The sequence below is a fragment of the Armatimonadota bacterium genome (assembly GCA_031459765.1).
Lineage (GTDB): Bacteria > Sysuimicrobiota > Sysuimicrobiia > Sysuimicrobiales > Kaftiobacteriaceae > Kaftiobacterium > Kaftiobacterium secundum.
The window spans coordinates 496,642-512,821 of the sequence record JAVKHY010000001.1 but is presented as its reverse complement, the minus strand read 5'-3'; the positions used below and the strand labels follow the sequence as shown (position 1 = coordinate 512,821).

The 16,180-nt window shown below is 64.5% G+C and carries 10 protein-coding genes and 1 tRNA gene; 2 read left to right on the top strand and 9 right to left on the bottom strand.

Features of this window, described 5'->3' with window-relative positions; translation table 11 throughout:
• Positions 1-1,119: 1,119 nt before the first annotated feature.
• Together QN141_02455 and QN141_02450 are read left to right on the top strand one after the other, a co-directional pair.
• On the top strand, positions 1,120-2,376 hold the full coding sequence (locus tag QN141_02455) for an MFS transporter (GenBank protein MDR7557331.1): 1,257 nt from the start codon (positions 1,120-1,122) through the stop codon (positions 2,374-2,376).
• A 1,348-nt stretch (positions 2,377-3,724) separates the two neighbouring features.
• Positions 3,725-4,303, top strand: coding sequence for a GNAT family N-acetyltransferase (locus QN141_02450; protein ID MDR7557330.1), 579 nt, complete (start codon positions 3,725-3,727; stop codon positions 4,301-4,303).
• Here the strand turns inward: QN141_02450 and QN141_02445 are convergent.
• From QN141_02445 to QN141_02405, 9 genes are all read right to left on the bottom strand, one after another.
• Positions 4,298-5,412, bottom strand: a protein-coding gene (locus QN141_02445) for an IS3 family transposase (GenBank protein MDR7557329.1) whose coding sequence is annotated in 2 segments (ribosomal slippage) — positions 4,298-5,160 and positions 5,160-5,412 — 1,116 coding nt in all. Because the reading frame shifts where the segments join, the coding sequence is not laid out codon by codon here. The two genes, QN141_02450 and QN141_02445, sit on opposite strands and share 6 nt — an antisense overlap.
• A gap of 1,398 nt (positions 5,413-6,810) precedes the next feature.
• Positions 6,811-6,885: transfer RNA gene (locus QN141_02440), tRNA-Asn, on the bottom strand.
• Between the two features lie 60 nt (positions 6,886-6,945).
• Entirely contained in the window at positions 6,946-7,617 is a 672-nt protein-coding gene (locus tag QN141_02435; GenBank protein ID MDR7557328.1) for a hypothetical protein, read from the bottom strand.
• Positions 7,614-8,981, bottom strand: coding sequence for an FAD-dependent oxidoreductase (locus QN141_02430; GenBank protein MDR7557327.1), 1,368 nt, complete (start codon positions 8,979-8,981; stop codon positions 7,614-7,616). The genes QN141_02435 and QN141_02430 overlap by 4 nt, the downstream gene beginning before the upstream one ends.
• A complete protein-coding gene (locus tag QN141_02425; GenBank protein MDR7557326.1) occupies positions 8,978-11,014 on the bottom strand; it encodes a DUF4127 family protein in 2,037 nt (678 codons plus the stop codon). Before QN141_02425 ends, QN141_02430 begins: the two co-directional genes overlap by 4 nt.
• A complete protein-coding gene (locus tag QN141_02420) occupies positions 11,011-11,823 on the bottom strand; it encodes a carbohydrate ABC transporter permease (protein MDR7557325.1) in 813 nt (270 codons plus the stop codon). The genes QN141_02425 and QN141_02420 overlap by 4 nt, the downstream gene beginning before the upstream one ends.
• Entirely contained in the window at positions 11,814-12,692 is an 879-nt protein-coding gene (locus QN141_02415; GenBank protein ID MDR7557324.1) for a sugar ABC transporter permease, read from the bottom strand. Before QN141_02415 ends, QN141_02420 begins: the two co-directional genes overlap by 10 nt.
• Entirely contained in the window at positions 12,683-14,884 is a 2,202-nt protein-coding gene (locus QN141_02410; GenBank protein MDR7557323.1) for a beta-N-acetylhexosaminidase, read from the bottom strand. The genes QN141_02415 and QN141_02410 overlap by 10 nt, the downstream gene beginning before the upstream one ends.
• Complete coding sequence (locus tag QN141_02405) at positions 14,871-16,127, bottom strand: sugar ABC transporter substrate-binding protein (GenBank protein MDR7557322.1); 1,257 nt, start codon at positions 16,125-16,127, stop codon at positions 14,871-14,873. The genes QN141_02410 and QN141_02405 overlap by 14 nt, the downstream gene beginning before the upstream one ends.
• Positions 16,128-16,180: the final 53 nt, after the last annotated feature.

Here is a 16,180-nt window from a genome sequence, read left to right as displayed (position 1 = left end):
TTGCCGACATAGTTCCTGTTCTGAAACGATGCTTAGCAAGAGGCATTGGTTATCACTTATTCTGTTTCCTGGGATTCCCCGGCGAAACAGCCGAGGATGCAGAACGGACTCTTACCTTCCTGGACGAAATATCAAAGCTAACGACCCGCGAATTTGGAAACCAGCACTGCTCCAATGGGGTGGGTATCTTTCGGTTGGACGTGCTTTCGCGCGTCGCGCAGGATCCTGCGCGCTTCGGTGTTCACATTCTTCCGCCTGCAGACGAGGATGAGCTGAGCCCAGAGCGCAGATACGAAGTGGAGCAGGGGCTGAGTCAGGAGACCGCGGCGGAAATATTAAGGCGATGGGTCGGTCAGGATTTGATCGATGAAGCCTACAGAGTAGTGGGACGTGTCCCCCTAAAGCGGACCCTGGGGTTCAAGGAGCGCTGGGAAGAGTGGAACTTCCTGCGTTCCTGTTATCAAGAGGCCGGGGTTAAGCCTTCACGCCAAATTCCGAAAGGGAACAAATGGTTCGAACTCCGGGACATGCCCGAGGATCCTCTGAGCGGCGCAAGAGGACCGGTTGCTGTCGCTTACCATGTCGGGTATCGACACCTCGTATTGCTCTCGCGAGTCGATGCCGCGGTCTTGCACCGCGTATACTCTCATAGTTTTGGGACGAAGCAGATTCCACGCCGGGATGCTGATTTAGTAGCTCTCCCTTACCCTTACGCTGACATTGCAGGGAGCATTTGCCGGTTGCGTCGTAGCGGGTTCGTGAGCAACGCGTATATTGCTGCCAACCCTGAGGAAGACGTCTCGTTGATTCCCGTTCGAGCTCCGGGGGTAGTGTACCTGCGAGTCCGCCCCGGGGCATTCGTACTATTGGACGTTGACACGGAGCGGGTTTTTCGCCTCAATGCCGCTGGTGCACTTATATGGTTGAGCGTTGACGGAAGGCTTACGCTTCACGAGCTTTCGACGGAACTCTGGCGGCGAGCCGGGGTGACTGCCGCGGAGTTTTCGTTCATGTTGCGTCAGATGTCGGATCGTGGCTTAGTGTATTTCGTTCCCTGGGGAACTGTGCAGCGGGTACCTCAAATTGGGGAATCCGGCGCGTGACGCCTGGGTTGTTGAGATGCGTGACCCTGTGACGCCTGATTTTGGCACGCTACGACGACGGGCGAGTAAGATACGTGGGGATTTGGCTCGGCTCCTCCTGGGTCAGTTTCTGTCGCAGATAGGTGACTGGTTGGCTTACATCGCCTTGCCGCTTCTGGTACTAGACTGGACTGGCCAACCGATTCTCGCGTCTTTTTCCTTGCTTTTCGAGCTACTGCCGGCCATTCTCGTGGCACCCTTCGCCGGAGTCGTGGCAGACTATTACGATCGACGGAACATATTAATTATCAGCGATCTAGTGCGAGCCGGACTTCTTGTAGTCATGGTGCTCACAAACGAGTTGTGGCTATTGTTGGCGGCCGCGTTCTCAGTCGGTGCTGTGTCACAGTTCTTCGGTCCAGCCCTCGCCGCGGTCCTTCCAAATCTTGTTGACGAAAGATCGTTGCTGAAATTCAACTCGCTCCGTCAGAGCTTAAACACCGGCGCGATGGTAGCAGGTCCCGCCGTCGGCGGGATAGCGCTGGGGCTTGTCGGTGCCAGAGGTGCCTTTGTGGTTGATGCCGTTTCGTTCCTGATATCCGCACTGTTACTTGTCACTATACGTATGCGTGGCTTGCCCACCAATGGTGTCGAGAAGTTTGACAAGTCCTTTCACTCAGACATGCTGGCCGGCTTCAACTACCTAATTGGTCAGAAGGTTGCGCTCGGAGCCGTGACGATCGTGGCTGCCACCATTCTCGGGGCCGCCGCGTTGAACGCTCTTGAGCCGGTTTTCGCCCGCGAAATCTCTGCCAACGCCGAGCTTGCTTTCGGCATGATGGTCACCTTCTGGGGTCTCGGCATGGTCGTGGGCTCCGGCCTCCTGATGCGCGTTGGCCACCATTGGAGTTGGCGACGCCTCTTCTTGGGCGGATCGCTGCTCCTGGGCGTTTCCACAATGGGAGTGGCTACTAGTGTGAGCTTAGCGACTGTCCTCGCGATGCTGGCAGTAGGCGGTATCGGGAACGCCCTCACTGCAATCCTGCTTACCACAATCCTACAGCGGCTGGTACCTGATATTCTGCGCGGACGTGTCTTTGCGTTTAGCACCTTAGCGATCCAGAGTGCACAGGTTCTTGGCATGATGACCTGGGGCGCACTAGCTCAATACTTCCCCACACGCTCTCTATTTGCAGTGGCTAGCCTCCTGAGCTTAGGTGCGTTCTTGGCGGGACACGCCCTGTGGCCTTATGACATCGCGCCCACGGTTTACAAGAAGGGAGTACCTCCATAGAGAGGGTAAGCCAGTGAAACCACCAACAAGACCAATCTCGTGTACCCTCGAGGTCACGGCTGCCTGCAATCTGCGCTGCCTTCATTGTTACCGATGTAGTGCCGAACCAGCCCCAGGCGAGCTTTCGACAGCAGAAATCACCTCATTTATTGATTACCTGGTGGAGAGCCAGTTCCTCGGCCTACTCATTGAGGGAGGAGAACCTTTCTCCAGACCCGACTTGTTTGAGATCTTGGACCATGCAACACGCCAACTTTCTGTAGATATATCCACCAATGCGTCGCTGCTCGACAGCCGGGCAGCTCGCCGCCCCTATCAACTCGGAGTCAGTGCGGTATTTGTTGCTTTACACGGTCCTACGCAGACGTCCCATGAGGCGGTCACGAGAACGCCCGGGAGTTTTGCGGCAACGATTCGCGGCATAGAGTATCTACGATCAGCTGGGGTTGAGACAATTCTCTACACATCGGTCATACGTCAGAACATCCTGCTGCTTCAGGATTACATAGAGTTTGCAAGGAACCTTGGAGTAAGGAGAGTGAATCTGCTAGGCGTCTACTACGTAGGCGGGGCGAAACGGAATTGGGCTGAGATTTCCCCCACCAAAGTAGAACTTCGTGATGCCCTTGAGAGTCTGAAGTCGGTTGAGGGCATCACTGTGGCCCATCGATACTACCCCAATATCCACAACTGCTGCACGCAAGCATGTACGGTCGATGCCTGCGGGAATGTCATTGGCTGCTCTTATCTCAGGGAAGTATGCTATTATGGGAATATTTGGACCAAACCACTGCTTGAAATGTGGGATTCTCCCGCATGGACGTCACTACGCCACGTGAGGCCTAGAGGTGAGTGCGATGGGTGTCAGCTGTTCGCCGCCTGCGGAGGAGGTTGCCGAGCATCGGCGTTCTATGTAACGGGATGCTGGGACGCACCCGACCCACTGTGCTGGAAGGTCCAGGGAGGATAGAATCTGTGAAAGGGGCTAGACAGCGAGAACAGGAGACATATCGCAGGAATCCAGCGGTCCGGTGTCGGTTTCTCCCAGAGTGGGGAGCTGCAATCTGCTATTCTCCAGGGATCCGCGGCATGGTTGGTATGAGTACGACCACCTACTTGATTTGGAGACTATGTGATGGTCAGCACACGATTGCTGACATCCAGGACATCATGGCGGACAATTTCTTCGACCCGTCGCATTCCCGGAATGCCGTACGTGGCGAAGTCATTCCGATTCTTGCGGCTCTGTCCAGAACCCTACTTGTGCTCAGCGGCGATGTCGAGGATAAGACAAGGTAATCCTTCACAGAGATGATGCAGCGCGTTCGGTAGCGCTCGCTGCAATTTCATGACCGCTCGCCGGAACAAGTTATTTCGAACAGGGGCCTGGTCCGCGGCAATAATCGCGGAGCAGGATGTTCCCGCACTGCAAGAACTCTTCGAGCAATCCCAAGAGTACTTTGAACTGGAGTTCGGATTGCCCCCTGGACCTTCGGAAGCGCATAGCACATTCATCGCATTGCCCGAGGGAAAGCACTACGAAGACAAACTTCTGATTGGTCTATTTGAGGCTGATGACATTCTGGCAGGTGTTCTTGATGTAATCCGGGATTATCCGGCGGCTGGCGAATGGAGCATCGGGTTAATGTTGTTACATCCGTCACGCAGGCGGCAGGGCGTAGGTTCCGAGGTATTCTCTGCGTTTGAGAAGTGGGCAGCGAGCCAGGGTGCCCGAAGGATTCGGATCGGCGTTTTGGAGCACAACCAGCAGGCCCTTCGATTCTTTCAACGTGTTGGCTTCGATATCATAGAAAAACAACCCCCTAAGAAGTTTGGTGTCAAAGAAAGCGGTGTGGTAGTGATGCAACGCATCCTAAGTCCACCCAGGGCGAATATGACCTGCCCCCCTTTTCTGGTCCAGTCATAATGTGACTGCAGCCTGGGGAGCGAGCTCTGTTTGTTCCACCAACCGTGCGAACTCCTCTGGCGGGAGATCGCCCAACGCGCTGTGCGGGCGGATCTCATTGTACTCCCGCCGCCAGGCCTCGATGGTCTGCCGGGCATCGGCCAGGGTGGTGAACCAGTGCCCGTTCAAGCACTCATCGCGTAGCTTTCCGGCGAAGCTCTCCACATAGGCGTTCTGGACCGGCTTGCCTGGCTCGATGAAGTGGAGCTTGATCCCGTGCTCGTACGCCCACTGATCTAAGAGACGTCCGGCAAACTCCGGCCCATTATCGATCACCATGAGCTCCGGTTTCCCGTACGCCGCAATCAATCGCTCCAGGACCTGCACCACCCGCCGCCCCGGCAGCGACGTGTCTACTTCGAGCGCCAGCGCCTTCCGGATGCCGTCGTCTAGGACGATCAGCACCCGGAACCGGCGCCCGCTGGCCAGGGCATCGCTGAGGAAGTCCATCGACCAGCGCTGGTTGCGACGGCTCGGCACGCCGAGCGGCAGCCCCCGCAGCCCGGCCGCGCGCTTGCGCGTTCGGCGTTGCAGCGCGAGCCCCTGGAGCCGGTAGAGGCGATACACCCGCTTGTGATTAATCCGCATCCCCTCCCGCCGCAACTCGATGTGCAGGCGGCGATAACCGTACCGCGGCCAGCGCGCGGCGAGCATCCGCAGGCGATCGAGCACTTCGGGTTGGCCGCGCCGGCTGCGGTAGCGCGCCGTCGATCGCGCCAGACCCAGCAGCCCGCACACGCGGCGTTCCGAGAGGCCAAGCTCCTGCCGGACGATCTGGGCGGCCTCTCGCCGCGCGGCGGGCCTTAGGGCTTTTTTGCGAGCACCGTCCGCAGGGCCTGATTGTCCAGCGTGAGATCGGCGACGAGATGCTTCAGCCGCCGGTTCTCATCCTCCAGCTGCCGCAGCCGCCGCGCCTCGTCGACGCTCAGACCGCTATACTTCTCCTTCCAGCGGTAGAAGGTCTGCTTGGTTATCCCGTGCCGGCGGCAGAGCTCCGTGACCGCGGCGCCCGCCTCGGCCTCCCGCAGGATGAGGATGATCTGCTCCTCGGTGAAGCGACTCTTCCGCATGGCTGCCTCCTTAGGGGCTGCGTCTTCGCCCCCAGGGCGGCAGTCTCATTTAGCCTGGATCAGTTTTCGGGGGGCAGGTCAAATATGTCTTCATGACAGGAGTAACGCAACAGCCATGATTTGTGTCCTTCCCGGCGACCCCAGGGCAGCGTCGTGCGGATTTCGCGGAATTCGAACACCCAGTTCAGTGTGATTCCCAACGGCCGCTTCGCGCCTTACCGATCACCCAGTCCAGTGATAGCGATCACCGTCGGAGCGCAGCGACGAGCCGCCGTCTCGGAGACGTCTCACCCCCTCTCGGCGTGGCGTAAGTAATTCACCCGTCCCCCCTCACGGCCCTGGTGCGCGTCCTCATGTCCGCCGCTTGGCGCAGAGTTTGCGCATCGACTCCCCGCGCAGGACGATCTTACGAACGATTGCGGTCCCCCTCACCCCAGAAGACGATGCCGCCCTTGCGCTCTCTGGCCGCGAGAGATCGGAGGTCTCTCGCCACCGCCCGGAAACTTCCATGAACTTCCGCGCGTGGCGGCCCACGTTCCATTCCTTGACGTTATCCCAATCCGACCCGTGCTCATGGCCAGGGTGAGGAAATTGAACGACAAGCAGTTGGTCAGTCATTCAGGATCTCAGCAATTCGGGTATCAATCTTACGTCTATCTTCGAAGCTGACGGTCCCAAACGGCCGTTGTGCGGCACGCCCGAATGCGAGCAGCGTCTTCCTAGCAGGGTTGATCCTTAGTATTACAACGAGACATTAACCTCCGAGCGTAGCACAATCGGCCTGGCAACGGTCGTCGCCATCGTCGCAGCAGACGTCGGACCAGGAGTCGCACCCATGCCACGGACACCCGCCCCTGTCCTTGCCTCACCCCCAACAGTGAATCTGGCGCCCCGGGACGTGGAGGCCCTCGTCGAGGAACTCCAGGCCTACCACGCCATCTTCAGCCCCCTCTTCCGCCGGCGCGAACAACGGGCAGGGGGGGTTGCAGTACCTCCACGGCCAGTTGCTGGACCTGCCGCGCAAGTCCATCGAGCCCATGGTGTTAGCGATGCCTGTAAACTGATCCAGGAGTGATGCTCGAAATCTGGCCCACCCCCTAAGGCGCCCCCAGGGGGTGTGAGAATGCCAGAGGAAAAGGCCCTCCCAGTCACCAACTGGCGAGGTGCCGACTTGCTCACGTACAACACCTGGGCGCAGATCCGTGCCCTCCATCCGCAAGGTCACCCCTCCTGATCTTCGCCCGGCGACTCTCCGAAATCTTCATGAATGGGGACTCGGACCGCAAGAAGACCCTTCTGAATGTGGTCGCTTCGAACGCCGTCCTAAACGACGGAAAGGTGCATCTGAACCTGAAACCAGCGTTTGCGATACTGTCGAAAACGGGGGGCCGTTCTAAGTGGCTCCGCGGGTAGGATTCGAACCTACAACCCTCCGGTTAACAGCCGGACGCTCTACCGTTGAGCTACCGCGGAGCGAAAGCTATTAGGGCAACCTCATTCTAGGAGTGACCTCCGCGGGTGTCAATCAGCCGATCAAAAGAGGCGATCGAGGGCGCGGCGGAAGGCGGCGGTGGCGGCGCCCAGCGACTTCGCCTCCATGCCCGTGACGACGGCGCCGATCATGAGCGCCGTCACCTGGGGAATTCCGAAGTACCGCACGGCGTGCGCCGGAGTGATCCATCGCTGGCTGGGCACGATCAGGCGTTTTCTCGTCGCCTTCCCCACCTTCCGCAGGGCGACGAAGTCCGCCTTTTCCGGCGGCTTCCCGTAGCCATCGGGCGCCACGACCGCGGCCTCCACCCAGTCGCCCGGGAGATCGCGGGACCGCTCCAGGAAACGATCGTCGGCGGAGTGGGGCAGCGCCGGGATGACCGGAATGCCGGCCTCGTACAGATGCGGCTGGATCGTGTCGACGAACGCGTCGAGGAAGGCGAAACCCATCCGCCGGATCTCGGGCATCTCCTCCGGGGCGAGCATCCGCTCCTCTCCCGGCACCAGGCCCGTGGGCAACCCGAAGGCCAGGATCTGCTCGAGGCGCGGCCGCTCCTGCGCGAGGGTCCCGAATACAGTACCCGAGGCGAGGTGGCGTACGTTCACGTGCACCTTCAAGACGTCGGCGCCGCCCTGACGCGCCGCCGCGGCCAGGGCCGGATCGTTCCGGGGCAGGCTGACGATCAGCAGCGGCCGGCGGTCGGGAATCATCACGGGGGGAGGAACGCCCCCTGGTCCCGGAGCCGGCGGCGCAGCTCCGTAATGTCCACGTCGGCGGGGGGACGGCCGGAGGCGGCCGCCATCGCCGCCGCGGTGCCGGCGGCCTGCCCGATGGCCATGGCGATGGCTGAAACGCGGAAGGCGGCGAAGGCCTCGTGGGTGGCGGAGATGCAGCGGCCGGCGGTCAGCACATTGTGCAGTCCGCGGGGCAACAGGCAGCGGTAGGGAATGGTGTAGTACTCGCCCGGCGGCAGGCGCTTCGCGGTAAGACGCATCGACACCGGGTCGTGCAGGTCGATGGGGTAGCCGCCGCAGGCCACGGCGTCCGGGAACTTGACGCCCCCCAGGATGTCCTCCTGCTGCAGCACATACGCGCCGAGCACGCGGCGTGTTTCCCGCACCCCGATCTGTGCCGGAGTCTCGACGAGAAACGCGCTCTGGAATCCTGGCACTCTGTTGCGAAGGAACTGCACCACCTCGTGCGCCTGCCGCCGGCCTTCGATCTCCGCCCGGATCATATCCGCCCCGCGCACGCCGACGACGCCGGTGACCCGCGTCGTGTTCACCACCGCCTCGCCCGGGCGAATGCCCTCGAAGACCAGGAGGCGGTCCCGGGGCACCGTCCACTCTCCGCGCTCCCGGGCTTCCGCCACAAGCCCCTTGAACCCGGCGAAACCGCGGATCGGCAAATGCCGCAGCCAGTCCAGATCGATGCGCTCGTGGACGCCCTGGCCGTGCTGCAGGTCCTCGTCGTGCAGGGCGAAGTGCGCCATCACCGCGTCCCAATCGACGCCGTGCAGCCGGAACATCAGGGTCATAGGCTGCGGGATGCCGTCTGCGGCGCGGCCGATCTCGAAGGGAGCCCCGGCGGAGGCACAGAGATCAGCGTCACCTGATGCATCCACGTACACGGCGGCACTCAGCGTCTTCACGCCGTCTTTCTGCCACACGCGGACGCAGCCGACGCGCCCCGCGGCGGCGTCGGCCGCGAGCATCAGGCTGTGCAGCCACACCTCCACCTGCGCCTCGACGGCCAGCTCCAGCAGGACGCGCTTCAGCCCCTCGTAGTCGAAGGGCGTCACCGTGTAGCAGAAATCGATGGGATCGGGGACGTGCCCGGGAGAGAGGCCGAGGCGCTGCAGCCGCTCGATGATCTCCTGGGGAATGCCGCGCACGACCTGGAGATCCCCGGCATGGAATCCCATCATGGGGGCGACCATCGCCGCGGTCAGGGCGCCGCCCAGGAACCCGTAGCGCTCGATGAGCGCCACCCGGGCGCCGTTGCGCGCCGCGGCCACGGCGGCCACGGTTCCGGCGGGACCGCCTCCGGCAACGACGACGTCGTAGGTCTCGCTCATCTGCGGTGGACCACTCCCGCCTCCGCCTCGGTGGACAGGATGAACTCCGTCTTGGCGAAGGTGTAGTCGATGCTCTCCCGGCGGGTGGCCGCGAGGCGCTTCTTCAGGTCACCGTAGGCGCGCACCGCCTCCGGGTGCGTCCGGAGGTAGTCGCGGAAGCGCAGGTGCCGCGTCCAGAACTCCTCCCCGTAGGGCACGACGTGCAGGTGATGAGTGTGCGAACCGTCCGGGGCGAGACGGCGGAAGTACCGGCGCAGCGGCATCGAGATCTCCCAGTCGGGACCGTACTCGTACCCGAGGACGGCCAGGGGCTCAATGACCCCGTCCAGATCGTCGGCGGCCACCCCGACCATGATGTCGATGATGGGCTTCGCCGCCAGCCCGGGCACGGCAGTGCTGCCGACGTGCTCGATCCCCCGGAGGAGGGGACCGAGCGTCTGAACGATGGCGGCCCTCTCTTCTTCGTAGCGCCGCGGCCAGTCGGGATCGTAGTCCACAACGACGATCTGCTGCCGGCCCCGACTCGTGGCGGGCATCTGCAGGGCGATCCGCACCTCGAACAGCCGGTGCCAGGGAAAGATCACCTGTTGCACGTCGATCGGATGGTAACGGTACGACCGCTGCAGAGGGGGGAGCACAACATCTCTCATGCCCTCCAGGGCCCGCCGCTCGGCCTCGGCCTCATGCTCACCCAGTTCCGCGGAGCGCCCCCCCTGGTCGATGATCCACCGGGTCAGCAGCGGCCGGACGACGCTCTGATATCCCCAGTCCTCGAGGAGCCGTCGGAAGAGCGCAAGACGGTACCGACGGTCGTCCCCCGGCAGCGTGTAGGCACGCAGATGGCAGGCGACGACGGCCTGGCTGATGGCCGATCCCAGGGCATTGGAGCAGGTGTTCCACCCGGCATACGCGACGATCCCGGCGAATCGCGGCTCATCGAGGAGACGGGTGACAAGCTCCCGGTCGCCGCCGTTGGCGAACCGGACGTCGGCCAGGGCGACCACGCGGTCCTCGCGCACGGCGGCGCGGACGGCCCTCAGGAGAGGCTCCAGCCCCTGCAGGGACGGCGCCTCGTGCTGATCCTGCGCCTCGCGCTGGCGGTCCTCGAAGTTGTGCACCCAGAGCACGATCTCCGGATCGTCGCCGCCCGGAACACACCCTGCGCTGGCAACGTGCTCGGCCACCGTGCGATTGAGGGGCTGCGCTTCGTACAGGGGAACGCCGTCGGATCTCCAGGGGAAAGTGTAGAGGGCGCGCACCGACGGCCGCCGGCCGGTCAGGTCGTTCAGCCACCGGGCCAGCAACCGCGCATTGAGCTCGTCCGCCCCGCTCGTCAGCATCACGCCGGATGCGGCGAGTTGATCCACGAGCGCCTGCAGCGCCTCCCGCTCGATCTGCGACAGGCTGCCCGGCGCGGTGTCGTCCTGCCCGATCAGGAGATACCGGATGGCGCCGGACGCCGCCGCGGCGATCAGCCGGGCATTGATCCGGAGATGGCGGCCCCGCTGCCGCCGGACGGCCTCGCGGACCGGGTCGGGGAGGTCTGCGGCCTGCAGGACGACGTCCAGCGCCTCCGGGACGGAGGGCTGCGGTCCTTCCGCGCCCGCCGTGATACTCCGCAGCGCATCACCGTAGGCGGCCCAGTAGGGTGCGTCTTCGTCCGTGGGCACCACCGGGGTGCGGGGAATGACCGCCGAGACGTAGACGGGCAGGCGGGCCGCGAGGGCGACGAGGCGCTCGAGCAGAGGGGCGATCTCCTCGAACTCGGCCTCGCTCTTGCGGGAAGCGACCAGCCCGCCGAGGCAGAGCATCTCTGCCGAGGCGATCAGCGCCGCGCCGTCCCCACGGCGCGCTGCGGCCTCCAGCCACTCCCAGATTCCCCGCACATCCCCGGGCCGATCGCGGTCCCCGAGCAGGGCGCGGTCGGGCGTGCGCACCTCCGCCCCCGCCGCCTCGGCCAGCTCCACCACCATGTCGCAGGTGACCGGCCGGTCATCGAGAGGCACGAAGAGCAGGACCGGATGCCGCGTCACCGGATCGCCCCTGCCGTGATCCCGCGCATGAAGTAGCGCTGGGTGAAGAGAAAAACCACGATGATCGGCAGTGTGGCGATCACCGTGCCGGCGGCGATGAAGCGGGTGTTGTGGGCGAAGAGCCCGCGCAGGTAGAGGAGCCCGGCGGCCAGCGGGTATTTGTCCGGAGTCTTCAGGATGATGATCGGCCAGAGAAAGCTGTTCCAGAAGGCCACGAACTGGAAGATGGCGAGGGTGGCCAGCGCCGGGACCGTAAGGGGCAGCAGGATCCGCCACCAGATGGTCAGTTCCCCGGCCCCGTCGATGCGCGCCGCGTCCTCCAGTTCCTGGGGGATGGAGAGGTAGGCCTGGCGCAGCAGGAAGATGCCGAAGATGCTGGCGACGCTCGGCAGGTACACCGAGATGTAGGTGTCCACCAGGCGCAGGCGCATCATCGTGATGAAGTTCACGATCAGCCCGATGTGCTCCGGCAGCATCAGCGTGGCGATGATCGCGTAGAAGACCACATTCCGACCGGGGAACTGCATCCGGGCCAGGGGATAGGCGGCCAGGGAGCAGACGATCAGCGTCAGCCCGACGCCCATGGCGGCGATGTACAGGCTGTTCAGCACATAGCGCGGCAGGGGCAGCGTGTTCCAGACCCCCACGTAGTTGGCGGCGCTCAGCCCCCCCAGACTCAAATCCGGCGGGATGGCGAAGATGGGCCCGCGGGTGCGCAGCGAGACCAGCAGCGTCCACAGAAAGGGAAAGGTGGTGAAGGCGGCGAGGGCGAGCAGGATCAGGTAGAGGCCGGCCTTCCTCAGTACCATTCCAGTCCGCCCGATCGGAAGACGCGGAAGTTCACCACGGAGAAGACCAGGATCACCGCGGCCAGCACCACGGCCAGCGCCGCAGCATAGCCCATGTTCAACTCCTGGAACGCTTCGTCGAAGATATACATGAACATGGTGTAGGTGCTGAAGAACGGGCCACCGCGCGTCATGACGTAGATCTCCTCGAAGACCTTCACCGCGGCCATCGTGGAGATCAGCGAGGCCAGCAGGACGTAGGGCCGCAGCAGCGGCACGGTGATCCGCCAGAAGATGCGGCTCCGTGAGGCCCCGTCCAGCATCGCCGCCTCTTCGTACTCCGCGGGAATCGACTGCAGCCCGGCCAGGTAGATGACCATGTACCAGCCCAGGCCCTTCCACATCGTGACGAACATCACGGCGTACAGCGCGATCGTCGGATGGCTCAACCAGGAGACGGGGCGGCTGATGAGGTCCAGGCTGCGCAGGATCCAGTTCACGACGCCCTGTTGATCGTACATCCAGGTCCACATGATCCCCACCACCGGCCAGGAGGTGATCACCGGAATGTAGTAGGCGGCGCGAAACGCCCCGATGCCCCGCAGCCGCCGGTTCACCAGCACGGCCAGCAGGATCGAACCCAGCTGGATGACCGGCACAACCAGGATGTACTTCGCCGAGTTCGCAATGGCGATCCAGAAGTAGCGGTCGCCCAGCAACCGCCGGAACTGCTGCAGCCCCACGTAGCGCGGCGGGTTGATGATGTCGTACTCAAACAGGCTGAGGACGGTCCCGTAGATCACGGGGTAGAAGGTGAAGACCGCGAGCAGCCCGAGTGCCGGCAACAGGAAGAGGTAGGCGACGAGGGTGGCGCGCCGCTTCACGGGCATCGGTCCAGCGCCGTGATCGCGAAGACGGCCGGAGAGGCCCGGCCGCCGGCGCTGGCCAGTTCGATGGACTGCACGGGCACCTCGGGCTGGGGGTGCTTCCAGCGGACCATCGTCAGCAGCACATCGTTGCCCGCGACCGTCCGGCCTGTCCAGGCCACTTCCTGTTCGATGGACGGGATTCCTCTCTCCGCATCCGCCAACCAGCTACTGATGTTCTGCCCGTACCTGAGCTCCAGCGCCACACGGCGGCCGTCCGCCAGGACCATGGTGTAGCGGCCGACGACTTCGCCGAAGGTGACCGCCCGGTCCAGCGTGGTGTGGAGAAACACCAGGCAGGCGGCGCGCCCGCCGAACCGCACCGTCACCCGCTCGGGCAGGGAGGCGGCCACGTCGCGCTCGCCCCTGAGCATGATGATGCTCCGGCCCCGGTTCCGGGCGGGATCGAGCACCTCAAACAGCACGCCGCCGAGTCGCCGGCGGCCCGGCCGGAGCGCGCGCAGGTCGTAGTCGCGCCCCTTGCCCAGCCAGCCCTTCCCGTCGTCGTCGATGTGCCGCTGGTTGGCGACGGGGGAGAGGTCCAGCAAGGTGCCTGATGACTGCTCCGGGACCGACGTCCCCCGGGTCCAGGCATCCGCAAACCGCCGGCTCAACTCGCCATCGGACGGCGCGCGGTCGGGGGCCGGCCGGTCCGCCGTCCAGAAATAGGTCGCGGCGGTGAGGTAGGTATACAGCTGCTGGTAGGCGCGACCGAGCGCCGCGCGGTTCTGAAAGGACCCGGTCCACGTGGTGCGGATCATGCCGAGGGCCCCGGCCGCCCTCGCCGCGCGGCTGAAGAAGTGGTTGTTGGCCGTCCGGTACCAGGTGGCGCCGAGCACGTCGAATCCGGCCTGGCGGAAGTAGGCCAGCTCGGGGTAGTCCCGAACCTCTTCGTATTTCCAGGGCACGATCACCAGGTCCGGGGGCAGGTCCCTGTACTGCGGCTGGGCCGTGGCCTCGGCCCTGCGCTCCCACAGGACGTCGCCCCAAATCATCGGACGGACGTTCAGGGCGCGCAGTTCGCCGGCCAGCGCGATGACGTCCCGAAGGTAGAGCGCCATCTCGTAGCGCAGCCCGGACGGTCCGCGGACCTCATCGTGGCCGAGGTGCAGGTACTGCGGTCTGAACAGATCCACCGCCTCTTTCAGGACGGGAACGATCAGGGCCTCGTTGAGCGTGGTCGTCCGGCCCTCCACCGTGAACTGCCTGGTGGGATCGTAGACGGCGGGAAACACCCCGCGCCCGCGGTCGCAGGTGACCTCTCCCCGCGGACTGTAGGCGAGCCGGGGGCACAGCGTCTCGTCCTGCAACCCGGCAAAGACCCACTCGCTGTGGCCGAGCGTCGCCACGAGCGGGATGACCTGGATGTGGTGCTCCCGGGCGGCCTCCAGCAGCCGACGGACCTGCGCCTTCGTCGCCCCCCGGGAATCCGGCCTCCACCAGGGACGGCCGCTCTCCCACTGCACGTGCTCGGCCTCGGCGACGATGGTGTTGAACTTGTAGGGCGCCAGGATGCGGTCGATGAGGTCGATGTGGAAGGGGTCGGAGGCGTTGTCCAGCAGGAGGTGTACGGCGCGGATGGGATGGTCGGGCCAGTCGCGAATCACGGCTTCGGGGATACTGCGCCCCGCCCCGCGCCGCAGCAACTGGCGGAGCGTCTGCGCGCCGTAGAAGGTGCCGCGGCGGTCCGCCCCGGCGACGACAACGGCCGAGGGAGTGACCCGCAACAGATACCCTTCGGGACGGGCGACGGGCGCCGCATCACCCAACGCCCGGCGGAGCAAGGCGTGGGCGGAGTTTTGCCCGATGAGGACGTGGCCATCGGGACCGGAGACCTCCCGCTCTCGGACCACCTGCAGCGCGGGAGCCCCCATGGCCCGCAGTTCCTCGTTGAGCTCCCGCGCGGCGAAGAGGTCCTCGTCCGTCGCGCCGTCGGCCACGACGATCCGCGTCGCGGAAGAGAGCGCAAAGGATCCCCTGCCGATGGTCGCTTCCTTTGGGACCGGCAGCAGATCGCCGGATGCGGGCGCGGGCAGATAGGCGTCCGGCACGGCGCGACCGGGGGCCCCGACAGCGGGCGACCCTGCGGCCGCGGCCAGGATCAGCAAGAGGAGAACGATCCCCCGCCTGCGGGCGGGCGGGCTACAGCCGGGCATTCCACTCCCGGACGGCCCAGTCCAGCGCCTCCTTCGGGCTCATCTTCCCGAAGAACGCGCTCTCCACGGCCTCCCGGAAGATCTTGTAGAGTTCGCTTTGATTGGCTACGACCACGGTGAGGTCCCGCCCGAACTTCAGCTCGTCTGCGGCGATGGCCCGCGCCTTCCACTCCGGCCCGGCGCCCTGCTGTTTGAAGAAGGGGTCGGCCGCGGCCTTCCTCGTGGAGGGGAACAGCACCGTGAGGGGGAGTTTGGAGAAGGCCAGCTGGTTCTCGTCGTTGGTGACGTAGAGGGCGAACCTCACCGCCTCCGCCGCATTCCGGCTGGTCTTCGGCACGGCCAGCACCATCAGCCCGGTGTGGATCACCTTCCCCCCGCCCATGGGGTAGGGGCCGACGAAGGTCTTCGCATAGACCTCCGGGTTGCTCTCCTTGATCCGCAGCAGGAACTGCGGTCCCACCAGCAGCATGCCCAGCTGGCCGGCGCTGTAGCGCTCCACCGCGCCGGCGAACCCGCGGCGCAGCGTGTCGTCCGGGAAGTAGTCCTTCTTGAACAGGTCAACGTATTTCGCCAGGTAGGCGACGTGGGCCGGGGAGTTGAAGACGGCGCGCCTGCCGTCCGGGCTCAACATCGGCAGCCCGTTCTCCAGGAAGCGGTGCATCAGGCGCGTGCCGTCGATCAGCGGCATGAAGCCGTAGGTCCGGGTGCGGTCCTTGATCCGCCGGGCGGCCTCGATCATCTCCTCCTCGGTGGCCGGCGGCCGCAGAGGATCCAACCCGGCGTGCTTGAAGAGGTCGCTGTTGTAGAAGAGGACCGGCGGGGCGATGTACCAGGGGATGCCGTAACTGCGGCCGCGGTACCGCGCGCTGGTCCACAACCCCTCGAAGTACTTGGCCCGATCGGCGGCGGGGACGGCGCCGTCCATGTCCAGGAGGGCCCCCTTCTCCGCGATGCGTACCGTGAACTCCACATTCAGGTTGACGACGTCGGGCGGCACGCCCCCGGCGATGGCGGCCAGGAGCTTCTGCTCGATGGCCTGCATCTGCACATCCACCCACCGGACCTGCACCCCGGGGTTGGCCCGCTCGTAGCCGGCGACGAGGCCCTGCACGAAGTCGGTGAAGAACGGCTGCAGGGAGATCGTCCAGAACTCGATCGTCGCCCGGGGCGCGGCCGGCGCCGCCGCCGCCACGGCCAGGACGAGGGCCAGGAGCGCCGCCGTTCGAATGGTGAGTGTCGCCATGGGCCGCCTCCTTCGACTCCCCGCCGCCTTCTCCCCTCTACGGGGAAACCCTG